The sequence below is a fragment of the Psychrosphaera aquimarina genome (assembly GCF_032461525.1).
GTDB lineage: Bacteria > Pseudomonadota > Gammaproteobacteria > Enterobacterales > Alteromonadaceae > Psychrosphaera > Psychrosphaera aquimarina.
Genome location: NZ_JAWCUA010000007.1, coordinates 705814 through 730462, shown reverse-complemented (window position 1 = coordinate 730462; position 24649 = coordinate 705814). Strand labels below are relative to the sequence as shown.

Here is a 24649-nt window from a genome sequence, read left to right as displayed (position 1 = left end):
AATTATGGCTGTGCTAAGTTTAGAACCACACAAGGGAGGGGGAGGCAAAATCTCTAGAGCCTTTAGGCCTAGTACCGCCACCTTAGAGAAATTCTTACACCCGCGAAATAAAAAAATACATGGACAGGAATAGGGACAGATATTATTTTACATATATCTTAAGCTTAGGAATATAGAACTTTGGATCAAACTAAAAACACTTCTGCTAGATTCGATAAAGGTCTTAAATTAGATATCGAAAAAATTGGATTGGAAATTAGTGACCAATTGTCAAAGCTCACCGAAATGTCAGATAATTTTTATCATTACACTTCAGCTCAAGGTATACAGGGGATTATTGAAAATCGTGTTATGTGGGCAACAGATATACGCTTTTTAAATGATTTAAGTGAATTTGATAATGGCATGGTTATCATAATTGATAGAATGCTTAAGCATAAAAATCCCATAATAGCAGAACTGTCAAAGTTACTAAAAACTTACTATTCTCAGACGATGGATTCAGCCACACCTTACGTAACATCTTTCTGTATTGAAAAAGATCTCTTAAGTCAGTGGAGAGCTTATGCGAATAACGCTAGCGGTTATTGTATGGAGTTCGATTTTTCTAAAACTAAGTTTAAAGTGGCTGGTCAAGATGTTGATAGTTGGGTTAAAGGTAAGCCTATAATTTATGATGATGAAGAGAAGAAAACTATTGTTGATAATTCATTAGATGAACTAGAGCAGTTATTAATAAAATATAAGGTTGATGAAACTTATTTAATTGAGCAAGGCAGTATAGGAACACTTGCCGGGTACGTATCGGCAAGTATGTTTATGCTAGCGTGTCACTTTAAGGACAAGTCTTTTAAGGAAGAAAAAGAATGGAGGGTTTGTTTTATTTTAAATCAAAGTCAGGCAGAACAGATAAGAGAGTTTCGTATATCTGATGGTGGATTTATTCCTTATATTCCCGTTTCATTCAATCAAAAAGAAAATGAGAATGAAGAGCAAATTCCAATTCCTTTGGTTTCAGTCTGCTTACCGCCAAGTTCGGGTATTAATGCTGAAAAAGGTCTGAGGTTGTTATTAAATGATTATACCCTTAATAACGTATTGGTTAATAAATCAAATATACCTTTAAAAAATAAAGCGTCACTACATTGGTAGTGATTTTTAATTATAGTGGTACTGTGAGTGGTACCATTTAAATTTATTAAAATTAACTTGTTTTAAAACAGTTATTTATGTCTGTTTGTCGGACTCTGGTGGGGACGCCAAAGTCCATTTAACTCGTTCTCTCAAGCAAACATACTTTTGTTCAAATACCAATTAAACACTCATTCGTGTTCTTTTTGCTGTCTTTTATTCGCTATTCTGGCCCCAATATTTCTAAATGGCTGGTAATACATTTTTAATACTGATGAGTGGTCTATTGTTTTATCTGGTAATCCAAAGGTGATGTTTTCCACTTCTGACGCTTTCGTGTGGGTGTTAAACCATCTATCCCAAATAGCCAATGCTGAGCCAAAGTTACTATGGTGATGCCTAGGTAGGTTGCTGTGATGAACTTGATGTTGGGCCGGACTGATGAACCATTTCTCAACGCGATCTCCCCAACTTAGCCATATGTGACTATGGCGTAGATTTGAGCCGAGTAAGTTAAAAACAAAAACAAGCAAATTAGCGCCTAAAATATCTATCATTTTTAACGTAGGCCCAAATAAATAATAAGCTATGCCAACCGCAGCTCCTTGAGTAATGGCCATCCTGCAAGCATAAAGGTAATTTTCAACAGGATGTGAACGATAGATAGTAAATGGCGTTAATACGGTAGCCGAATGATGTACCTTATGGAACTCCCATAAAAAAGACACTCTATGCAGTAAGTAATGTAATAAAAATCGGGTGAAATCGTCAAACAGAAACAGTACAACCGTAAAGAACAGCATTATAGTGAAAGGTGATACGTCAATGAATTCACGTTGACCAAAAATGGTCTCTAATAATGAGGATAACGAAATGGCTATAGGAGCCATGGTAAAGATCACTAAAGGAAATAAAGCCGCTTTGATTAGTTTATTTAAGATTAATAACAGGTAGTCATGCTGAGCGGATTTAGCGAAATAAATGTTTTTAGGAAAAACAAATTTAAAAAAATTACTTGGTTTCTGTGTAGGTTTTTTTTGATAGTAAACGACCGAAGCTAATATAAACGCAGATACTAAATATATCCAAAAGACTCTTTTGTTGGCATCATCAAAGAAGCTAAAAAGCTCCTGAATGTTGGCAGATAAAAAATCCAATATAAACACGTTTTACACCACCTAAAATAAAGCAATGCAAACCGAAATTTGCATTGCATTTCTAACTAAAACTGCATATCTAATACGGAATTAAAAGCGATACTGATAACCCAATTGGAACTGTTGAGGTTTACTTGGTCTAGCGCCATATGGTCGACGACTGACTATAACTTGATTGTCTAATAAGTTATCAACTTTGAAATAAACTAACCCGTGTGTATCCAAGTCATAAGTTGCAGAGAAATCGAACACAGTATAAGACTCAATAACCACATCAGACAATAAAACATTATCCCCCGATGCTTCTTGCATTTCATCAAAATAACGTGCAATTACACCCATTTCCCAGTTGTTACTTAATAACCCGACATTAACCGTCACTTGATTCTGTGGTAAATAGGGTAAGTGATCGCCTTGTTCTATTGTTCCCCACATTGGAAAATCAGAATGAAAGTCGTTTTTAAATTCTGATGTTGTGTAGGTGTACACAAATGAAATCGGGGCATTCCAGCCGTTGGCGAGTCTGTAGTTTCGACTTGCTGAAAACTCTACGCCGTAAACATCGACTTCACCGCCATTAAACTCTTCATCTAAACTATCTCCGCAACTCGCTGCTGCTGAAAACGAACAGCCTTCTTTTAGATTTTTAATATCATTATAGAAAACGATAAGTTCAGCTTTAGTATTGCCATTGTTGAAACGACCACCAAATTCGTAATTTATACTGTTTTCAATTTCAATCAGTGGGCTTTCTTGTGGGCTGGTGGGCACAAAACCTTCATGGATGCCAAATAATAAACCGGCATTATCATTGAAAGTATAAAAGCCACTAATGCTTGGCAGCCACAAACTGGTCTCTTTTTTAAGCCAGTCATTTTCTTTATCCACGGCTTGATTTTGATATAAAGAATCAAAAAATTCGCCACGTACACCTAAGGTGATCTCTAAGTCATTTAAGCTAATCGTATCTTTTAAGAATAACGCTGTAGCATCGGTTTTTTCAAGGTTAGTGGTGGTTGAAACTGTGCTTGAACCGTCGGAAACTAATTGAGCGTCACGCATTAAAAAGGTGTCTTCAGTGTGTTTTCGATTAATCTGATCTTTATGGATTCTTACGCCGACATTAAATTTGTGATCCAAACCTAATACAGAATAAGACGCTTGTAATTCACTCTGGATCCCTTGTGAGTAATATTCACGGTAGTTATCACCCAATACGATTTTTTCGTATTCTTGAATGGTATCGCGTTCACCGGTAAGCACCTCATAGAATAGGGCGTTCACTTCATCTTCTGGATTTTTTAATATTTCCTGTAAATCTCGGTTAAATAAGCCACCTTTAAAACCATTAATTTTATTCCAAGAGCGGGTGAATTCATTGCGGTAAACACGAGTGGTGATATCAAAACGCTCTGCAGCGATAAAATGAGTGAGTTGAACCTGTTTATGATCCCAATCCATTAAGTCATTTTGACTGGCTAGGTAACGCCTATTTGGGTTTTCTGAGAAGTCCAAATCACTTAATCCTAAATAGGTTTCATCGGACTTTTCTGTCGCCAATGACAGTTTTAATTCGACCAGTTGTGTCAGGCCATTACGACTGAGATTATATTGAAACTTAGTCATCAGGTCGTTTTTGTTGAAACCTGTATTTGCCCCGTTATCAAGTTCTTTAAAACCATCGGCTTGTAAATGAATGCCTTCCACCAAATAGCCAAAGTTGTTGATAGTATCGCCAAAATACATTTTACTTTTAAATAAACCATCACTGCCAGAAGCTAAGTCAATCATACCTTCAGCACTATCAGGGACTTGTCGAGTCGTCATATTAAGTGCACCGGCAACTGTATTAGGTCCATACTTAATGGCCGCAGGTCCTTTAAATACTTCTAATGCTGTCATCTTAGACATCATAGGGAAGTAATACGCCGCGGGTGCTGAATAAGGTGCTGGTCCAATTAAAATACCATCTTCCATTACGGTGATTTTTTTACTTCGTTCAGGTGTTGCCCCCCTAAAACCAATGTTAGGTCTTAAGCCATAACCATCTTCTTCACGAATATTAACACCAGGTACGTTATATAAAATTCGATTTATATCATCAAATTTAAACTTTTCTAGTTCAACTTCACTGATTAAGGTAGCAGAGCCAGCCTCTTTTCTAAGTTTGTCGCTGTGCCCAATTATTTGCAGTCTTTCAACTAATTCTGTTGTGGTCTTTTTAACGTTTTCTTTGGGCTCACTTTCTTTATTGTCTTGAGCAAAAGTGCTAACGACAAACAGTGCAGTAACGAGTGCAAGCGTTATTTGTAATTTATTGTTGTTTGTATTCATTAATCATTATCTCCAGCAGAGGTGGCTGGTAACTCGAGAGCTAAGCTAGTTATAAAGTCGGTCTTCAATTGGTCCGTAATGTTTTTAACATTGTTATGGATCTGCTCTATTTGCTCCGGGTTATTGGTTAACTCATTTGCCAGACTGGAATCAACTTGATTGATGGCGTTAATAGTATTAGTCACGTTATTAGCCATTTCTGTGGCAGTGGAGTCATCACCAACATCTAATAAATAGTCTGTAAATCCTAAACCACCGTTACCGGTTAGTAATTTTTCAAAGCCAATTAAGTTATTGAGTATGTTAGCTAACGAGTTCTGGCTGTATTTAGATTCAACTGTTTGCGGGCAGGCGGTTGAACCACATTCGTTGGCAAATATGCCTAAAGGCGTGGCTAATTTACCGTCTTTGGTTGAAGAGTCTAGGTAGAACAAGGCGTCGCTAATACGATTTACCGCATCGTGTTCTGTATTAAATTCATTGCCGGTTGTTCCTGCTTGTTTCAGTTTATTGGCATAACCATCTAATGCTAACCACTTTTGAACTAACATTTCTGCATTGTTTTGAATATCAGATGCGACTTCAGTTGCAAAATTACAACGTGCGACTCGTTTGTTTTGATCGGTCAGATTACTCCACCCTGTAGGAGCAAAAGAAGCGTCGCAGCTATGATTTAAATCTTGGTTAAATAACAAATAATCCAATGCACCTAAGCCTTTTCTAGAAGGTGTACGTTGGGTTATGTCATAAGGTTTACCGTTAACCTCGCCGGTTTGAAAATATAAAACGTCATAATCCACAGCGCATGAGTTTTGAATTGGCCATGAATAAATGTTGTTACGTAATAACCCGTCTTGTTCCAACAATGGGCCTAATAACATTAATTCAGCTTGTTGCCATGCCGCCATGGTATTGCGCCATTGAACTTGAGCGGCGTCGATAGCCGTTAAAACAGCTTGTTGTTCACCCGTTTGGTCTAATATATTTTTCTCGGCTTGGCAGTAATCCTGCACTAATTGTGTTTGACGTTCTGCTTGAGTAAGAAAGGTTTGGTAAGCGGGAGAGATAACGTTATCTGTTAAGTTCGTTATCAATGCAAGCTGATTAAACTGAGTATTCGTATCTTTATCCGGGTTATAACCTTCACCAGCAGAACTGCTCGTTTCTTGGTTACAAGCGCTTAATAAAAACAAAAACAGCAAAGCAAACACAAACAACTTATTTTTAATATACAACACGAAATTTAAGCCTTTATATACGAAGAAAGCTTGGGCTATTTCTAGTCCAAGCTTAAGTTTTATAAAATGTAATAATAAACGGGTGGTCTACCAGTTTTGAACGTTTTCATTATCCAGTGAAAGTGCCGTTTCAATAATGTCACGGGCAGCTAATAAGTTAACTTGGTAAGCCGTTACATTGTCTTCAGAATCAAGTACAGGTTTATCAGCGACTAACGTATGGAACTGCTGGAATTGTTCATCGGTAACTTTAGAGTAAGGGTTAAATTGTAAACCTAAAGCAAAACCTTTTAATTCAGAATAATGTTTTGCAGTATCTTCAAAGTTAAAGTCATCAGTACCAAACTTGCTTAAATCACTGTGAACTTCATTAATGTAATGAACAACTGTTGTAGCTAACGCGCGCTCCCAACCGTCGGCAATGATATCTCTTTGTGCTTTTAAGTCTTCTAATTGTTGAGTACTTAACGCAGAACCAACATTGTCATTGATGATTTTTCTACCTGAGATAAAGGCGTTCATGATCTGAGCTGTGTAATCAGTTGGTGAGGTATTTGATGCTGTACCTAAGTCACGTTTTGCTGCATTGGCGGCTATGCCAAAAATCACTTCAGAGGTTAAATCGATTCCACCATCGTTATTACTATCATGTTTGCCGTTCCAATCACTACGACCGTTATCATCAGATGTTACCTTGCCTGCAATTTCAGTATCTGAATAAGCTAAGTAATCCGGGGTCGCACCAAAATATCCAAAGCCTTCGTCAAATTGATGTTCCAATGTTGAATAGGGTTTGCTGCCGCCATCTTGGCCAATGTTGTTAGTAGTTAATCCCTTGCCTTCAGTTTCATGACCTAAATAATCATCGGTTGCTTGTGAATAAGTGATACCCACTAATAATAACTTTTGAATTAGTTGTTTAAGATCTGTGCCGTCACTATTTAAATAGACCTTAGTAATGTCATCACCTGTGACTGATTGACGCACTACACCATTTAAGTGTTGTTCTGCATTGTCGGCTAACTGGCCAAATAAGATATCAATTAGGCCTTCAGGCGTTGTTGAACCTTTTGTTCCCCAACCTGCAAATTCTCCATCATTCCAATCTTTATGTTGTCCGCCGGTATCGTTACCTGCCATTTTACCGCTAAGGTTTTTAGGCGAACTTGAAATGTCAGTAATATATGTTTGCTTAGCTGACATAAAGGTTATTGGGAAGTTATCGTATTGTAAGTCAGAAGTACGATAGTATTTATTTAACTTTGCAATGACCGCATCACGAGACATTAACGTGCCATCATCTAACTCACTTTTTAAGTCGTTGCCAATATAGTGTGCTAATTCTGCAATTAAAGCATGACGCGCAATTTGGCCGGTATAAGAAACACTAGAATCGTCAGTGATAAATTTACTGTCAAAAGCATAAGTATCTAACGCATCTGTAATTTCAATGGTTAGTGTTTTAGTAAATGACAAGGCACCACTGTCTGTAACTACGACTTCAATATCAATGGACTGTTCAGTTTCATAATCAAATACTGTATTTTCTGCTAACGTCAATTCATTACCAACAACCGTAAATCGTTCATCGCTTACAGTGAAAGTGAAGGTGTCTGTTGAATTTTCATCTGTGGCGCTTAATGTGCCTATAACGGTATTAGATGTGTTTTCTAGAACACTATTGTTACTTAAAGCAATGTCAGTAGGTGCAACGTTTTTGTCATCATCTGAGCTGTCACAAGCAGTTAACGTCATTGTTGCCAGAATAATTGCTGCACTTATTATATTTTTTTGAAATTTCATCAGCTTACCGAGTTAATTGTATTTGGTCATTATTAGGCCTAATATTCTAAGCACTCCTTTAATATAATGCAAATAGTAATCGTTCTCATTTATAGTTAAATTGTTTTTAAATATAATAAGATAATCTTAAGTCGTTTTTTTAGCGCATAAACATACATATGAATTGGATGTAAATTTCGCGATTGTTCTATTATTTATCCATCAGTTTGTTTTTCTTGTTTCCATGCATATACTCAAATTCTTGGTAAAAATTACTCTCTGACAAACTTTAGGCGGTTAATGTGGTGAAACGGTTCTTTCTCGTTGCTGTAATTCTGTTTCTCACGTCAAGTAAAGTAATAGCTCAAGATGAATGTCTAAATTTTCATGTGATCCACAGCGAACCCTTAGGTTATTTAAATAAAGAAGGAAAAGTGGTGGGCGAGCATGTTGATATCATTCACCAAATTGCTAAGTATTCTAACCTTTGCATTACCCCAATTTTGATGCCTTACCCAAGAATTTGGCAGGGTTTAGAAATGGGTAAACATGATGGTGGAATAGTTTTTAAGTCACAAGTTCGTTCTCAGTTAGTCGATTACTTAGCAAAACTTAGGACAGTGTCGGTTGCCGTCGTCGCTAAAAAACATTGAATTAAACACCTACGAAGACTTGGCTGATATATCCATTGCGATTAGACGAGGCGCTCATTTGAGTGAACGTTTTGACAACGACTCAAACCTCACCGTAATGCAAGTTAACCAATATGAACAAGTTATAAAAATGCTGATGCATGATCGAGTGGATGCCATGGCCGCCTCCACATTAGTTCTACATTACGTATTAAACAAGGTCAATGGTTTAGATAAGGTCGACTTTAAGAAGAAATTGAATTTAGGTTATAAAGAACAATGGTTACAAATGTCAAAAAAATCAAACCACAAAGACAAGATACCGGCACTAAACCAAGCAGTACAAATCATAATAAACAATGGCGTTTTAGATCAAATAACTGAACGTTATTATGGGCCTCAGTGGAAGATTATTAATCAATGAGCAGGTTAAGACCTTCAAGTTCTAACCTAGGTTATTGCCCGTTTAACTGACGCTACCTTAATCTCATCTTGCAACTATTTCGCCTTAATTATATCTGGCTATAATCCCAATCCGGTTTATTATTAACCCTATTTTGAATACATATTTTAATTCAATTAGTTAGCAAATTCGTTATAGTAATTTGTTGTTTGGGCTTTATAAAAGGGATCAAATGTTAGAGTTAAAAAACATTGAGAAGGCATTCTCAAACGGTGATGAGCAAGTAAAAGCAGTGAATGGCGTTTCACTTTCAGTGCAACGTAATGAGTTTGTTGCGTTTATGGGGACTTCTGGTTCAGGTAAGTCTACTTTAATGAACATACTTGGTTGCCTCGATGCGCCCAGCAGTGGTGAATACCTATTAGATGGGCAAGATGTGGCTAAAATGTCAGATGAGCACCTCTCTAAAATCCGCAATCAGCATATTGGTTTTATCTTCCAAACTTTCCACTTATTACCCAAACTAGATGCTATTGGCAACGTAAAGCTGCCATTGCGTTTTGCTGATGTTGACGAAGATGAAGCAAATCAAAGAGCCATTGAATTACTTAAGTTGGTTGGTTTAGAACATCGTATGTACCATAAGCCAAATGAAATGTCTGGCGGGCAAAGACAACGAGTAGCGATTGCTAGAGCTCTGGTTAACAAACCAACCGTTATATTAGCAGATGAACCAACAGGCAATTTAGACAGTAAAACCTCCTATGAGATCATGCAATTGTTAACTGATTTACATCAGCAAGGGCAAACCATAGTTATGGTGACGCATGAAGATGATATCGCTCAGTATGCACAGCGAGTCGTTAGGATGCGCGACGGTAAAGTAATAAGTGAGCAAGACTAATGCAGGGAGCTATGATGGTAAACCGCTTAATAAACAAAGTTGTGAATCGAACAAGTATTTTCCTCACAATGAGTCTTTTTCCTTTTTTAGCTTTTGCTAATTCACCCATATTGATCACAGGGCAAATTACGTCGGCTAAACAACAAGTGATCACCGCTCCCAAAACGAGCCGATGGCAAATCCAAGTTCAATGGATGTTAGAAGAAGGCAAAGTCGCACAAGAAGGTGATTTAGTGACAGTGTTTGATTCAGGTTCAATCCAAACTCAAATACAACAAGATGAAGAAAGACTTGAATCTGAATTACTGGTTTTAGAAAAACAAACCTTAGACTTAGAGCAAGCCGTTATTGAAGCAAAAGGTAACTTAGACGTTGCCCTATTAGAAGTAGAAAAGGCGAGAATAGAAGCTGAAATCACCAGTGCCGAAGTCAGTCAATACGATAAAGGTCAATACCAAGTCACCTTAGAACGAGCGTTATTTAATAAAATTAAAGCAGAACAAACTTACGAAGTTAAAAAACAAGAACAGATCACCGGTTTAGAAAAACAGAATATAGAAATATTAAAACTAAAAGAGAATATATCGTATCAGCAGGCCATGTTAGAAAAGGTGGCGGTAAAAGCCAAGTTCTCAGGACCTGTGACTCATATGATGCATCCATGGAACGGCCAAAAAATAGCACCTGGTTCAATGGTGCAAGCGTCAATGAACGTTATGCTAGTTCAGGGACAGGACTCTTTTGAAGTTGAAGCTTGGTTACATGAAATTGACGCCAATAAAGTCGCCTTAGGCGATAAAGCCACGTTAACCCTAGATGCATTTTCGGAAAGCAGTTATTCAGGCAAAGTGTCGTATGTTGCCAGCCAATCTGAGAAAAAAGAAGAGTGGAGTGATAGCGCTTATTATTTGATAAAAATTACATTTGATAAACAGCCTGAGCAAACATTGTTACCGGGAATGAGTGTCAGAGTCTTGGTTAACAAGGAGACCGCCAATGATAAATAAAATTGGTATTTTAATTAGTGTTTTAACGTTAGCGGCTTGTTCAGAAAAGGTTCAGCGACAAGATAATAACATTGCAGATGAAAAGCCGCTTAGTGCAACAGGCGAGTTAATTTCGTTAGACAGTGCAACGATCTCCCCGCCAAGTGTAAACGGGATGTGGCAATACAAATTACAATATCTGATCAAAGAAAATAGCCAAGTTAACAAAGGCGATTTAGTGGTTCGATTAGATGGACAAGACTTGCGCAATAAATTGCTTGATAAACAAAGTTCATTAGATGCCGCAATCAAAGAACAAGAGCAAGAAGAGTTAGCGCAAGACCAAAAAGGGGAAGACTTAAAACTATCCCTAGCCGAAGCCAATATGTTTTATGACAAAGAAAAACGTAAATCAGAAATAGTCGACGCCGCCACATCTGAGATTGACCGAAAAAAACAACAAAAACAATTTGAAATTGCCAGCAGTAAATTGGCACAAGCGCAGCAAAAGTTAGCGCAGTTTAAAACGAGTCGTAAAGTTAATAATGTTGTTTCGCAAAGTAAAATTCGCAGCTTAACGGCAAAAGTGGAAGAGATTCAGACAGACATTAAACGTTTATCTATTAAAGCACCAAAGTCTGGCGTTGTTATGTATGTCACAAATCACGACGGAGAAAAGCCAGCTGTGGGTGAAACCTTATGGCAAGGTCAAAGTATATTAACCATACCATCGTTAGATAAAATGGCAGTGAGAGCTGAGTTTGATGAACCTGACAGCGCTAAATTAGGTGTGGGCAGTAAGGTAAAAGTGATGTTGGATTCTTATCCTGAATTGCCTTTTATGGGTGAAATTAGCGCATTAGGGCAATCTTATCGTTCTAAGTCTAATCAAAACCCTAAGGTTGTTTTTGATGCATTTATTCAGTTAGACACCATTGACCCTAAATTGATGAGGCCAGGTATGCAAACTAAGGTAGAAGTCATTAATAACATGAGTGAGGCACAATAACATGACGTTGTTAAAACTAAGCTTTATCACCTTGATGTTGTTATTTTTAAACGCCTGTGCCGAACCTGAATTGCAAGAAACCGTTTATATCGTCGAGCAAAAAACGTTTTCCATTTTAGTACCAGCTCAAGGTGAACTGGAAGCGGCTCAAGCTGAACTCATAACATCCCCTGGCCGTATGCCAATGACCATAGCATGGTTAGCTCAAGAGTTTATTGAAGTTAAAAAAGGTGACCTTGTGGCTATGTTTGATGGCGAGCAACTGACTTTGGATAGCAGAAAAGAAGAACTAGCCATGATGTTGTTGGAGCGCGATTTAATACAAACCAAATCGCAGCAGATCCAGCAGCAATCCGAAGTGTTAAGTGAAAAAAACTTAGTGTCAGAAGAGTTTGAATTCGCTCAAAATTTTAACATTGACGACATACGTTTGTACTCTAAATTACAGATCATAGATCAAATGCAAAACACTGACTTTTTGGGGGCTAAAGACGAATTTTTAGACTGGAAAAAACTCAGTGTTGATAACCAAAGCAAAGGCGCTATTGAAGTTATCGATATCAAAAAGCAAGGGCACTTGGCTAAATACAAACAGCACCAAGATGCTTTAGTGAAGCTTGAGATCAGAGCGCCATACGATGGCTTATTGGTTTACGAAAAAAATTGGCGTGGAGAAAAGCCAAGCATAGGACAAACCGTATTCCCTGGTAATGCTATCGCTAAAATTCCAGATTTAAGCAAGATGCAAGCTAAGGTCTTTGTATTAGATAAAGAAGCCATTGGCCTAGCACAGGGCCAAGTGGTTACATTAAGGCTTGATGCCTTTCCTACCGAGGAATTTGATGGTGTTGTTAAAGAAGTTTCTGGCTTTTCCCGCACGATAGAACGAGGCAACCCAACTAAATATTTTGAAGTTATCGTTAATGTAGATGCTAGTAGCAACAGTAAATTCATACCTGGCAGGAAACTGAGTGCCAGTATATTAGTGGATAAATTAGAGTCCAAACTGACGGTACCGTTACAAGCCATTCATAGTGATGATGGTGTCAATTATGTCTATGTTAAAAAGGACGGGAGTTTTCAAAAACAAGTGGTTAAAACCGGTGTTAAAAATTTATACTTTGTTGAAGTAACTCAAGGGATTTCTGTTGGTGATGCAATAGCATTATCAACGGTAGAGGAGAATATAAATGGATAAGTTAATGCCATTGTTTTGGGACGCCATAAACGAATTAGCCGCGCAAAAACTAAGAACATTATTAACCTTGTTAGGGATGATTTTTGGTGTTGGCGCTGTCATAGCCATGTTAAATATTGGTGAAGGGGCTGAAAAAGAAGCTTTAAAATTAATAGATTCGATGGGATTGCATAATCTTATTATCGAAGGTAAAAAATACTCCAATCAAGAATTGAAAGAGTTACGCCAAGAATCATTAGGATTAACATTTTCTGATGTAGAAGCGGCAAGAGCTACATTACCTTTTGTGACGGGTTATAGCGCACAAAAGAATATTAAAGTGTATTCGTTATACAGCGACTCAGGTAAGTCCGGTGCGAAAGCGATGGGGGTCAGTCCTACGTATTTCGACTTGGCCAATTTATCTTTTAAACAAGGTCGCGCACTAAACCAAGACGACAACATCAATGTTAAACAAGTCGCGGTGCTTGGTGAAGACGCCGCGTTAGCCTTGTTTCCAACTCAAGATCCAATAGGTCAATTTGTTAAGCTTAATCATTTATGGTTGGAAGTTGTTGGCGTGTTACAAAATGCCCAGATTAATAAAGACGATTTCCAAGGTGTAAAACTTGGCGGGGATAGGAATACCGTATTTATCCCTTTAAGCACCAGCCTTAAAAAGCTAGATAAAGGCCGTTTAGCGAGTGAACTAGACGTAATCAAGCTTGCCGTAAATGAACAGTACGATCCGGTGTCAGCGGCGAAAGCAGTCGTGCAATTATTAAAGTTGCGTCATGGTGAAACTGAAGATTATCAATTGATCATTCCATCAGAGTTATTGGCGCAACAAAAACAAACCCAGCAGATATTCAATATTGTTATGGCATGTGTCGCCGGTATTTCTTTATTGGTTGGTGGAATTGGCATCATGAATATTATGTTAGCCAATGTATTGGAACGTACTAAAGAAATAGGGTTGTTACGTGCCGTTGGCGCAACCAGACAAGATATTAAAATGCAGTTTATCACCGAGAGTTTTGTTATCTCATTAATGGGGGGCGTTTTGGGTGTGGTATTTGGTTTGTTATTGTCAGAAGTGATAGGGTTTTACTCTGATTGGGCTGTGACTTGGTCGTTGTGGGCTATCTTTTTATCAGTGACTATTTGTATGGTAGTAGGGGTTGCATTTGGTGCATTTCCCGCAATCAAAGCTTCTCAGTTAAATCCTATTGAAGCATTACATTCAGATTAAAATGACATGTAATAAATTAGAGTGAAAAACGGGTTATAAGAACCCGTTTTTTTTTGTTTAGTGCTTTAGGCTGGTTTAATTATTTTTGTAATACGTTGACAAATTCCATCATTTCTAAATGCAATAAAATAAGGTTTTTTAACTCTTGTTGGTTATTAGTGACTATCTGCGGTAACGCATCTGGGTCATTATTCACTTGTTTATTTTGATCGTCTTTGGATTGGTAACTAACGGTAAATAGTAAATTTTGAGCAGACTTAACCGGGTTCACTGTGATTTGCCAGTTCGCTTGGTTTTTATCAACTAAAGTGCTGTATTGGTAACTGGTTAAATAATCGGTCATCGCCGCTTTATAAGGCGCAGGTGCTTCAACATAAAAGGTATTTAATTGCACTGATTGTGATGACGTATAACCTTGTGCATCAAATTTATATAACGCATAGTTGTCACTGACTTGGGATAATTCAATTAAATAGGATTGAGTTGCAGCTGATAAATCTTGTTCAGACAAACTAACCTTTGGATAAATTAACTTCATGGCTTGATTGATATCAGCTAGGTCATTGCGTTTAGCCATAAACGTCCATGAGGCAGGCTGAGCAAAGTTAAAATACATATTAGCATCTGCATTAAAGTCTAACTCTAATCTTGCTTGAAAGTTAACACAGGCACTATTACCTTCAAAATAATAGTCTAGCTCTAAGTGCTTATCGGTTAACTGATACATCACCGCTAATTCTGCCGTGTTCAAACGCCTGCCAAACATTCCGGTTTTGATGTCTCTTATTTGGTCAATAAAGTTTTTGTTTTGATCTTTAACATGGTTATGGATATGACTAATTACAGACTCGGGAAGTTTTTGTTTCGACTTGCGTCCATAAGTGCATAACGCTCCAGAGAGGGTTAATTCTTTATTCAACTTAGCATAACTAAATTTAACCTCTTCCGTATGGGCATGTCCTGGTAAGGCAAAAGAAAATAAAACCAATAAAAGTGTTTGTTTCATCATAGTCATGGTCTCAAATTACATTTTATTTTTTATATATGAGCTTGGTAAACCAACGGATACGGCAAATATTTGTTCGTTGTTACTCGGGCGGTAAATCCCATTTGCAGACTTTTGTTTTAAGTCAGTCGCGATGTCAGACTTTTTCCATTTTATTATTTTAGCTATGGCACTTTCTGAAGATGGTTTTGCTACGGCTACAGCGATAGGATCAACAAACCCTCCGTCGTATTTAAATAATATAAGGGTATCATCGGATAATACGCCTGCATTTCGGCCACGGTCTAACGTTATTTGGTCGCCTCTTAATCCTGTAACTTGAGCTGACACCGGCATTTCCGTTAACATTCTGGATAACATGACATCAAATGCTTTTGAAGCCATTTTACTAAATACGGCATTAATATTGTCAGGGTTTGTGTAATCAAATCCGGTGTAATATTTGCCATTAACTTCTGTGTAAACAAGCTCTTGTTTTTGTTTTACGTCGGTACCCTTGATACGTATTTTTCCAATGTTCGGGTAAGACAATTTTTCTTTTGTGAATGGGTCAATCACACTCACAGTTAACTCTACTTCATATTTTGCCAAGCCGTTATATTCCGCATAAAAACGATCTGCGGTTTTGACGGTATCAATTTTTAACAGATAATCAGGGCGTAAGGTTTTGTTATTTCGCATGACGTTAGCTAGGGTTTTTGCTGATTGATCTTTCATTTGACTGGCCATTTCTTGAGCGGTCACCTCGTCTTGCGTCACAATTCTAAACCGATTAATGCCAGCTAATTGGCTTTCAAACATTAGGCCAAGGGTCTTATTGTTTAACGCTTCTAAAACGCGTTTTTCTTCTGGTTTTTGGCTAGCGCTGTTATTGCCTGCAAAATAAACTCTAACGATAGGTTTTTTTAACGGGCAATCATCAGACTCGTTATCTATATCAAAGGTACAACTGTTAATCCCTTGCACATTAAAATTACTCGGGACTTCAATATCTTTGTCTTCGAATTGATAAGCAGATTTGGCGGTAATGAGTTTTGAATTACCTGTGTTAGTTTGAGAAACATTTGTTTGTTGTTCTGGATATTTTATTTTCGCAGTACTTGAACAACCCGCAACAGACATAATAAAAATTAATGCGGATGTTGTGAATAATAGTTTCATGTTTTTACTTCCTGTTAATCTGCGTTTTGAAACGTTTGTAATTGTTTTGCGATATCAATGATGGCTTTTTCGTCTTCGATAAACTCGCTAGCCACTTTAGCTAAATGCAGCCGAATTTCGGCAAGTTTATAAGCTTCACCTATTTTATTGGCGTTCATTAACATGCTCAAACCTTGCATGCCGATTAAGTCATCACCTTGTAACCTGATGATATAAGCGAGTCGTAACGTTTGTTCTGTGATCAAAAGCGATAGCTTTACATTCTCTTCCCAAATTTTATCCGAGGCTTTTTCATAAGCCTTAATTTTAGGACCAATTTTTTCTTTTTCAGTTTCAGCGGTTTTATCAAAGTCGTTAATGGCTTGTTGTAATTGAGCTTTATCTTTGTCTTTATTGGCCATTAAAAATGACAACACATCTCGGTGATTATCTAATAACACTTTATGTTCAGTGATGATGTTGTGTTGATGTTTAAATATACTGAGTACGCTATTACTGAAAGCATTAAACACTTGTGAAACACTGACTTTGTTAAAACCAACTTTTTTCATATCGCTGCTAATACGAGCCAAACGTTGTTCTCTAGGCATTAATTTGGCATTAAATTTACTGACAATATTATGTTTATTATATTTAATGTCGTCGCCATCTTGAACTTTGATAGCACAACCAAATAGCAGCAGTGCAGCCAATAAGGTTATGCACTTAATAACATTCATTCATTACTTCCTAATTGTAGTTGAACGGACTCTATCGCTTGTTGTTCAGCTAACTCCGGAGTTTGACTAAACGACGTGGCATGAATTGGGTTTTGATAAATAATCTGATCGTCTAACACATAGATAAGGTCAGCGGACATCTTAACGGCACTATGAAAATCGGTCGTGGTCGTTTCTACATTTAATCCGGCAAATACGACTTTAAGTGTGTGAGCTTGTTGAGCCGACGATAGCCCAATGGATTGCATTTGATTTATTAATCCAAGTTTAATCATGCTTGAATGCTTTTGATCGTTATTAGCGATTAACACTTGATAACCCACTTTTGCGGAAATGGACTGTGCCGCTTGAGTTAATTGAATCATTAACTGATCTAATTGAACGGTTTCAAAAGAATAAGAACGTAATAACACTAAGGTTTTATTTAAAGTGGGTTTAGCTTGGTTATATTGGATTAATTTAACCAGTGCAGGAGATAGCTGTTTAATCCCAAATGCTCGGTTGTTTATTAAATATGCGGTGAGTTGGTCTTTAAGTTGGTCATGTAACTGCTGGAAAAAGGCTTGTCTATCCACTTTAACTAATACAATCACATCGTCATTATGTTGCGCTGTATTAACGATATCTATGTTGGTAAAGGTTAAATTGGTGCCGGTAAATAATGAGTCTGTTTCTAAGTAGAGTTCGGTGGTTCCATTTTTTGCTTCGACAAATTGTTGTGTATTACTCTGAGCAGTAACTTGTAATCGAGCACTAAGTTCTTCGAGGGCTTGTTGTTGAGCTTGTTTTTTATTTTCACCCATACCAACAGAATAAAACCACTGGTTACTATCTCCTGGTGGAGTAGTTACCCAATCAGGTAGTGACGCTGCTATCGTTTTTGGTAACAAAAATAAAGAGAGAACTAGAATTAAAAACTTGTCTATTCGCACAAATAATCTCCGTATTTGTTAGTGTGAAAATGTATAAAAAAGGGTATTTCTTACCAATAAGAAAATTAATTGTAGGTAAGATTTCCCCTGACTATAACTGATTTTCTGTTAAAGGAAAATCCAATAGGAGGTATAGCTATTGCCTAATTTAACTTTTTCAGCAATTAACTTATATATGTAATAATTTAATATTAAATGCCACCGGTGGCGGTTTGATTTTCTTTACGTTAAAATAAACACAATTCCACCATAAAGTAATGGAGCTTCACTAAAGAATTATGAAAATCGCATTAATGAATGAATTTAGCCAAGCGGCTAAAAACCCTATTGTTTGGCAGCAACTGCAAGATGTCGCAAAAGACAAAAACCATCAAGCGTTTAATGTTGGTATGGATGGCGATAACGATCATCGATTAACCTATATACATTTAGGTATTATCGCTAGTTTATTATTAAACAGTAAAGCGGTTGATTTTGTGGTTACCGGTTGTGGTACAGGGCAAGGCGCATTGATGGCTGCCAACGCGTTTCCTGGAGTTGTTTGTGGTTATTGTATTGACCCATCTGATGCATATTTATTTGCCCAGATTAATAACGGAAATGCGTTAGCACTGCCTTTTGCCAAAGGGTTTGGATGGGGCGCTGAATTGAATGTTAAATACATTTTAGAAAAAGCCTTTGATGGTGAAAAAGGCCAAGGTTATCCAGCAGATCGTAAAGAGTCACAGGTAACTAACGCTGGGATATTAAACCAGTTAAAGTCTGCGGTAGCGAAAGATTATATTGACGCGTTAAAAGCGATAGACCCAGAGTTAATCAAACAAGCCATTGGAGGCGCACGTTTCCAAGAGTGTTTCTTTGCTCATAGCCAAGATGAAGATATTGCGGCATTTGTAAATTCAATGTTGTAAATGAAAAGTCCTGAAAGATAAGGGCGCTACTACAAACTAGTAGCGCCTTTTTAGCAAGATACCGCTAGGATTAAATCACCCGTAGGGTCATTAGATCACTGTCTTTGGTGATAACTAAGGTCGGGTCAACTCGCAAACAACTGCCGGCATAATGTCCCGCCACCGAAAACGTACAAACTTGCGAACGATAGCCTCCAATATCGGGTAACTTCCACAGCGCTTGAAATATTTGATCCTGTTCAGCGAAACGCCCAGAGGTTTCTTCCATTAATGCTTCTTTGCCATCGTACATACTAATGTTAAAACCACACCTACCAGCAATGGGTTTGCTGACATAGCCATTATTTTTTAATGTCTCAGTTAACTCAAATGACGACTCTAACAAATAAGGGTGGTCAGGGAATAACATCCATAACACCGGCAATATGGCTTTGTTGCTAGGGATTAATGTCCATAATGGTTCATAGACCATGACGTCTTTGCGCAATAATACATCCACCAAACGCGGCGCCTCACTACGAGTCGTATCAGTTTGGTAATTGCGTAAACGCTGTTCATCGTCATCGCACTCAGCGCGAATTTGATCCAATGCAGTTTCCCACGCCCAGGTTTTCCAAACCCAACGAATTTTTATACCCTCGGCATCAATGACATCACCATCGTCGTCCCAACGTAAACTAGTGACACCTTTAATTACCTTGCACTCTAAACCGGCCTTTTCCATTGTTCTTTTCATGAACAGGGCATGGTAATTCTCCTCAAGCTCCGTATCTTGCATAATATGGATCACACCTTTAACGGCACTGTCTTTCCATGCTTCTACTAATTCTTCCACCAGTTCTGTTGCAGAACTTTCGCCTTCTTTACAACCATAATGTTTGGCCCATTTATCTTGGACAATACCGGCTTCCATATAACAAGACGCAGAGTCACAGTTATATTCATAAACTTTAATGCCACTGGCTGAAAGACTAAAGTCAAATCTGCCTGTTATCATCTGGTTACGACGGTTATCCCAAGATTGTTGGATTTTAGGCCACAAGGCTGGTGGCAGATTAAACTTGGACAGTAACTCTGCGTTTTGCAGTACATAGTCAGTTACATGCATAAATAAAGCGTGCAATTCATTGGTGGCTCGTTTTAATTCACGCTCAGCGGTCTCTGTCATGACCATATAGGTATGATCATCTTCTACTTTACTGGCGAGTTTATGCCCGCCCATCATAGCGACAAACGCTTCTTCTGCTGGATTAGCGACATTTAACCAAGCACGAGACGACTTAAGGTTGTTTGCCACTTGACGTATTTGTAAGTCGAATAGTTTAGGATCGTCAGGTTGAATATCTTCAGCGTGTAGGTCGTCATCAGTTTGAATAACCCAACCCATGACAGAAGCATCACCATAAGAACAACGTAACCAATAACCTCCATCATCACTAATGCGAGCTTCTAATACACGGGAATAATCTTGGCCTTGTGGCCAAACATGATGACCCACATTTTGTTCCACCAAATACAAACGATCGGGCAGGACTTTGGTGACAATAGCGACATGGCCAGTAACTTCAAATTCACCGCCTTCATTCCAGATCAGAAAAGCGCCAACTTCTGGATGACGTAAAGAACCATTACAAAATGATTTTAGCGGTAATCGGCTTTCATCGGCGATAAGCCGTACTGAAGTCAAACGAAAAATATCGTAAGCCATAGCCACATCATCAAATACGTAACCTTTATTTAAATACAGCCAGCGTCGGACAAACTCCACACATTGCCATTTATAACCCATAAAAATGCCGTCCACATAACTGCGGTAGGCATGTCTATTGGGGAGTTCTATATCATCAGCGCTTTCGTAATCAGAAGAATAAACGGGCACATTACCCGGCGCTATACCTAACAAGGTGCCAAAAGGGGCAACTAACCTGCTGGATGTTGATGTCATTAATGTTGTTACTCTTACACAGAATGTGCTTTAAAGGTGGATAGGAGGCGCAAAAATCTGGCGCCAGATGATCGCAATATAGTCCTAGTTTGGCGTGGCTGCAAGCAGTTAAATAACAAACTAATTAGCCAGAAAAACGAGATGTATATTCTAGTGAGATCAAGGGTGAAAGTGGCGGTAATAAATGGGGATAAACTTTGGTTCTGGCGTAATATTATTTAATTGAGTTTTCACTATAAAGTTGAAAAAGTGTTTATGCATCTATGACAAGGTTTAGGTGGAGCGGCCCGAAGGCCAACTCCTGGGGGTAGTGGTAGTTACGCAATTTTCATGCAGTTTTTACCTGCATCTTTCGCTGCGTAAAGCGCTTTGTCTGCACGAGCAAACAAATCTTTAGGTGTGTCGTTTTTGGTAAAACAAGCACATCCAATACTGGTACTAACATTAAATTTATTGAATATAGGGCTTTGGCTAATAGCATGGTTTATTCTGGCTGCAACAATGTGCGCGCCGTTTAACCCTTCCTTTTCCAATAAAATTGCAAACTCATCGCCACCAAATCTAAATACTTGGTCTGTGCCACGTAAGCACTCTTCAACAAGTTGTACAAAGCTAGTTAAAATATCATCGCCTTGTAAATGGCCATGGGTATCATTTACATTTTTGAAGTTATCTAAATCTAATAACATCAAAACAAATTCTTCATTAAAACGTTCTGCATGTTGAAACTTTCGTTCAATTGCATCTTCGTACATTGAGCGATTGCCAATGCCGGTTAATGGATCTTTTAATGCCATTTGCTGTAATTGCCAAAATGCTAATGCATTTCTTAATGGATAAATTAATTTCTTTTGATAACCGGTAAGTGAAGACATTAATATGTCGGTGATCGGTTTTTCTGAAAAATAACTAATACGACCCATTAGGCGATCATTAATTCGAATTGGTAATGTCATCGTTTGCGAGGAGGATTGGCCATTACTGGATTTAAATTTGCCATGAAATGTATCAAGTTCGACAGAATTAATTTTATAGTGAGAAGTAATTGCACTAAGATAAATAGATAACAATTGCTCTACATCTAAGGTAGTTTGAAGTTGTTCAACTAAAGAATCGGTTTCTCGATTTAAATTTGAATAATTGGACCAAGACGCCAAAATGTTAGCATTGGCTTCTGAGTTTAATGCGTCTAAGTGACTGATATAATCCACATTGTCCCCCGTGTTTGGTCGATTAATTTCACTTGCAATAGACTAAGCGAGAAATGTGCCAGAAATGTAATGCTTTGAATCTTATAGAATTAATGTTTAAAATTGTATTAATCTGCTCGACTGACAATTAACAGTCGGCAAATAATTGCCCGAAAGGATTTTGTATATATGTCACATGGTTACTTTATTGAGCTGATTTTATTATTGGCGACTTCTGTTTTTATTGTTTGGTTTTTTAAACATATAAAGTTACCACCAATTTTAGCTTATCTAGTCACCGGTATCATCGCTGGGCCGCATGCGTTAGCCTTGATCACCAGCCCTGAAGAAGTCGCGTTAGTGGCTGAACTTGGCATTGTATTTCTTCTTTTTTCCCTTGGTTTAGAATTCTCCATACCTAAGTTAATTGCGATGCGGCATTTAGTGTTCGGTGTTGGCAGTGCACAGGTCATTATTACCTTATTGCTGGTAATGGGTGTGTGTTATTTCATGGGGAATAACGGCACAACGGCCTTTGTTATTGGCTGTACCTTTGCGTTATCTTCCACGGCAGTGGTGGTGAAATCATTGAACGAAAATGGCATTACCCAAACCAAGCGCGGGCAAATAGCCATCAGTATTTTATTATTCCAAGACATTGCCGTTGTCCCATTCTTAATTGCCATGCCGTTATTGGCATCTAACGGTGGCGAAAACGTTGTGGTCGCCTTGTTATTAGCCTTAGGAAAAGGCGCAATCGTTGTTGCCATTTTATTGTCGGTGGGTAAATGGATACTGCCAAAAGTATTTAACCAAGTTGCACAGGTGAGAACCGATGAATTATTCGTGCTTACGGCAATTTTGGTCACCGTCATGGCTGGAACCTTGACCAGCTTTTTTGGTTTATCTATGGCATTAGGCGCATTTTTAGCCGGAATGATGTTAAGTGAAAGCCAATATAAACATCAATTAGAAGCCGATATACGTCCTTTTAGAGATATATTGATGGGTCTGTTTTTTATCAGTGTTGGCATGCAGCTAGATATCAACGTCATGAGTAGAGAGTGGCATTGGATTCTAATTGGTTTAATAACCTTGCTTGTGGTGAAAACCATCGTAATCAAACAATTAGCTGTGATGTCCGGTGAAACTCGTAATGATGGCTTAAGTGCCGGTTTAATGATGTTTCAACTGGGTGAATTTGGTTTTGTATTAGTGGCTCTGGCTCAACAATTAAATATCTTCAGTGCTGAATTATCGTCAACCTTAATAGGCATTGGTGTATTAAGTATGGCAATCACTCCGTCTATCATCGCTAATAATACTCAAATTGTAGATAAGCTAGACAAAATAAGAGGTAAACAAGATGGCGGTTATGACGAAACACCAAATGCTAACTTTGAAACAAAATTAAAAGACCATGTTGTTATTTGCGGCTTTGGTCGTGTGGGTCAAACGGTGAGTCGTTTTCTTAAATCAGAAGCGGTGCCATACGTAGCGTTGGATGTTGATCCAGTAAGGGTAAGTGAAGCGCAAGCCGCTGGTGAAAATGTTCAGTATGGTCATGCAAGAGACAAAGCCATTTTGCAATCAGCCGGGGCGGTAGATGCCAGATTAATTGTGATCACCTTTGGCGACTTGGATAAAGCCCATGTGGTGATCAAGAATGTTAAAGAGTTAAACAGTTCAGCTCGAATCATGGTTCGTACTAAAACGGATGAGAACTTAAAAGAGATACTGGAAGACGGGGCAGATCAAGTAGTGCCTGAGGCATTGGAAGGGAGCTTGATGTTAGTGTCACAAGTTCTGTTTGAGTCAGGCGTGCCTATGTCGCGAGTATTAAAACGGATTAGGAAAGAAAGAGAAAACCGTTATGGTCAATTACATGGCTTTTACCCTGGAGATGTCACCGAAGTTACGGCAGATAGGCGTGACTTATTAGAATACATACACGCAATCGCAATTCCGTCAGACGCTTTTGCAGTAAAACGCACATTAGCTGAACTTAACTTGACTCAACGTAGAGTAGAAGTGGTCGGATTAAGGCGAGGTGGTGAAGAACTCGCGTTACCTGATGAGCATACGGTTATTCAAGCATTAGATACAATAATCATCAAAGGTAAACCTAGACGCGTAGAGCGAGTAGAACGTTACTTGATGACGGGTTAATTAAAAATTTCTGATATGCAATAAGCAGGACATTACTTGTTCTAATTTAAGCTTTTAAAAAAGAGTTAGTATTTACTAACTCTTTTTTTAGGGTCTCAATTAACTTTTAATAAGCTCCCGCTGCATAAGTTAATTCATAACTATGGCTATATATTTCAAGAATATTGCCAAATGGGTCTTCCATATAAATCATGCGATACGGTTTTTCATTTGGGTAATAATAACGCGGTTCTGCCATGCGTTTTTTACCGCCTGCTGCCACAATCTTTTCAACTAACTCTTCTAAATTAGGATCTTGAACGCAAAAATGGAAAATGCCGGTTTTCCAATATTCAAAGTTATTCTCGGGTTGTTGTTGATTAACAAATTCGAATAACTCAACCCCAATACGATCACCAGTAGATAGGTGAGCGATTTTAAATTTTTGCCAATTAGCACCAAATACGTCTGTACACATTTCGCCGATTGGGCTGTTATCTTCGGTGATCACGGTAGGTTTCATAATCAAGTACCAACCTAATACCTCTGTATAAAACTTAACTGCGCTGTCTAAATCTGGCACGGAAATGCCAATGTGTGAAAATGTTCTAGGATATGGATTACTCATTTTG

General features: G+C 38.0%; 21 protein-coding genes. 10 read left to right on the top strand and 11 right to left on the bottom strand.

Annotated features, from left to right (window positions below; genetic code table 11):
• Positions 1–180 precede the first annotated feature (180 nt).
• The gene (locus RT723_RS09745; protein ID WP_315946883.1) at positions 181–1152 is read left to right on the top strand and encodes a DUF2971 domain-containing protein; all 972 of its coding nucleotides are present in this window, start codon (positions 181–183) and stop codon (positions 1150–1152) included.
• Positions 1153–1322: 170 nt separating this feature from the next.
• Here the strand turns inward: RT723_RS09745 and RT723_RS09740 are convergent, their stop codons facing one another.
• From RT723_RS09740 to RT723_RS09725, 4 genes are all read right to left on the bottom strand, one after another.
• The gene (locus tag RT723_RS09740) at positions 1323–2297 is read right to left on the bottom strand and encodes a sterol desaturase family protein (RefSeq protein WP_315946882.1); all 975 of its coding nucleotides are present in this window, start codon (positions 2295–2297) and stop codon (positions 1323–1325) included.
• Positions 2298–2378: 81 nt separating this feature from the next.
• Positions 2379–4622 (bottom strand): TonB-dependent receptor family protein, encoded by a 2244-nt coding sequence (locus RT723_RS09735; protein WP_315946881.1) that lies wholly within the window; start codon positions 4620–4622, stop codon positions 2379–2381.
• The gene (locus RT723_RS09730; RefSeq protein ID WP_315946879.1) at positions 4622–5860 is read right to left on the bottom strand and encodes an imelysin family protein; all 1239 of its coding nucleotides are present in this window, start codon (positions 5858–5860) and stop codon (positions 4622–4624) included. The genes RT723_RS09735 and RT723_RS09730 overlap by 1 nt, the downstream gene beginning before the upstream one ends.
• Positions 5861–5947: 87 nt before the next feature.
• Positions 5948–7663, bottom strand: coding sequence for a DUF4856 domain-containing protein (locus tag RT723_RS09725; protein ID WP_315946877.1), 1716 nt, complete (start codon positions 7661–7663; stop codon positions 5948–5950).
• Positions 7664–7944: 281 nt separating this feature from the next.
• On the opposite strand from RT723_RS09725, the gene RT723_RS09720 reads away from it, so the two are divergent.
• The 7 genes from RT723_RS09720 to RT723_RS09690 all read left to right on the top strand — a co-directional run bounded on the left by RT723_RS09720 (position 7945) and on the right by RT723_RS09690 (position 14005).
• Positions 7945–8295 (top strand): transporter substrate-binding domain-containing protein, encoded by a 351-nt coding sequence (locus RT723_RS09720; protein WP_315946875.1) that lies wholly within the window; start codon positions 7945–7947, stop codon positions 8293–8295.
• Entirely contained in the window at positions 8270–8698 is a 429-nt protein-coding gene (locus RT723_RS09715; RefSeq protein WP_315946874.1) for a substrate-binding periplasmic protein, read from the top strand. The genes RT723_RS09720 and RT723_RS09715 overlap by 26 nt, the downstream gene beginning before the upstream one ends.
• 211 nt (positions 8699–8909) lie before the next feature.
• Positions 8910–9581, top strand: a complete 672-nt coding sequence (locus RT723_RS09710; protein WP_315946873.1) for an ABC transporter ATP-binding protein — start codon at positions 8910–8912, stop codon at positions 9579–9581.
• A gap of 68 nt (positions 9582–9649) precedes the next feature.
• Positions 9650–10588 (top strand): HlyD family secretion protein, encoded by a 939-nt coding sequence (locus RT723_RS09705; RefSeq protein WP_315946872.1) that lies wholly within the window; start codon positions 9650–9652, stop codon positions 10586–10588.
• Positions 10578–11576, top strand: a complete 999-nt coding sequence (locus RT723_RS09700) for an HlyD family secretion protein (protein WP_315946871.1) — start codon at positions 10578–10580, stop codon at positions 11574–11576. The genes RT723_RS09705 and RT723_RS09700 overlap by 11 nt, the downstream gene beginning before the upstream one ends.
• Position 11577: 1 nt before the next feature.
• A complete protein-coding gene (locus RT723_RS09695) occupies positions 11578–12774 on the top strand; it encodes an efflux RND transporter periplasmic adaptor subunit (RefSeq protein ID WP_315946870.1) in 1197 nt (398 codons plus the stop codon).
• On the top strand, positions 12767–14005 hold the full coding sequence (locus RT723_RS09690) for an ABC transporter permease (protein WP_252731593.1): 1239 nt from the start codon (positions 12767–12769) through the stop codon (positions 14003–14005). Before RT723_RS09695 ends, RT723_RS09690 begins: the two co-directional genes overlap by 8 nt.
• Positions 14006–14084: 79 nt before the next feature.
• Here the strand turns inward: RT723_RS09690 and RT723_RS09685 are convergent, their stop codons facing one another.
• From RT723_RS09685 to RT723_RS09670, 4 genes are read right to left on the bottom strand one after another with little or no spacing between them, the layout of a single operon-like run.
• Positions 14085–15014, bottom strand: coding sequence for a hypothetical protein (locus RT723_RS09685; RefSeq protein WP_315946868.1), 930 nt, complete (start codon positions 15012–15014; stop codon positions 14085–14087).
• A 15-nt stretch (positions 15015–15029) separates the two neighbouring features.
• Complete coding sequence (locus RT723_RS09680; protein ID WP_315946866.1) at positions 15030–16172, bottom strand: hypothetical protein; 1143 nt, start codon at positions 16170–16172, stop codon at positions 15030–15032.
• A gap of 14 nt (positions 16173–16186) precedes the next feature.
• The gene (locus RT723_RS09675) at positions 16187–16891 is read right to left on the bottom strand and encodes a hypothetical protein (RefSeq protein ID WP_315946865.1); all 705 of its coding nucleotides are present in this window, start codon (positions 16889–16891) and stop codon (positions 16187–16189) included.
• Positions 16888–17823 carry an LPP20 family lipoprotein gene (locus RT723_RS09670; protein WP_315946863.1) on the bottom strand — a complete coding sequence of 312 codons (936 nt, stop codon included), beginning with the start codon at positions 17821–17823 and terminating at the stop codon, positions 16888–16890. The genes RT723_RS09675 and RT723_RS09670 overlap by 4 nt, the downstream gene beginning before the upstream one ends.
• A gap of 278 nt (positions 17824–18101) precedes the next feature.
• On the opposite strand from RT723_RS09670, the gene RT723_RS09665 reads away from it, so the two are divergent.
• Complete coding sequence (locus RT723_RS09665; RefSeq protein WP_216053813.1) at positions 18102–18734, top strand: RpiB/LacA/LacB family sugar-phosphate isomerase; 633 nt, start codon at positions 18102–18104, stop codon at positions 18732–18734.
• Between the two features lie 70 nt (positions 18735–18804).
• On the opposite strand, the gene gss is transcribed toward RT723_RS09665, so the two are convergent.
• Both gss and RT723_RS09655 read right to left on the bottom strand, forming a co-directional pair.
• Positions 18805–20679: a bifunctional glutathionylspermidine amidase/synthase gene (gene gss / locus RT723_RS09660; protein ID WP_315946861.1), complete on the bottom strand. Its 1875-nt coding sequence runs from the start codon at positions 20677–20679 to the stop codon at positions 18805–18807.
• Positions 20680–20996: 317 nt separating this feature from the next.
• Positions 20997–21890: a GGDEF domain-containing protein gene (locus RT723_RS09655; protein WP_315946860.1), complete on the bottom strand. Its 894-nt coding sequence runs from the start codon at positions 21888–21890 to the stop codon at positions 20997–20999.
• Positions 21891–22058: 168 nt separating this feature from the next.
• Between RT723_RS09655 and RT723_RS09650 the strand changes: the two genes are divergently transcribed.
• Complete coding sequence (locus tag RT723_RS09650; RefSeq protein WP_315946859.1) at positions 22059–24038, top strand: monovalent cation:proton antiporter family protein; 1980 nt, start codon at positions 22059–22061, stop codon at positions 24036–24038.
• 106 nt (positions 24039–24144) lie between these two features.
• Here RT723_RS09650 and RT723_RS09645 read toward each other — a convergent pair whose 3' ends face one another.
• Complete coding sequence (locus RT723_RS09645; RefSeq protein WP_216053817.1) at positions 24145–24645, bottom strand: lactoylglutathione lyase family protein; 501 nt, start codon at positions 24643–24645, stop codon at positions 24145–24147.
• Positions 24646–24649: the final 4 nt, after the last annotated feature.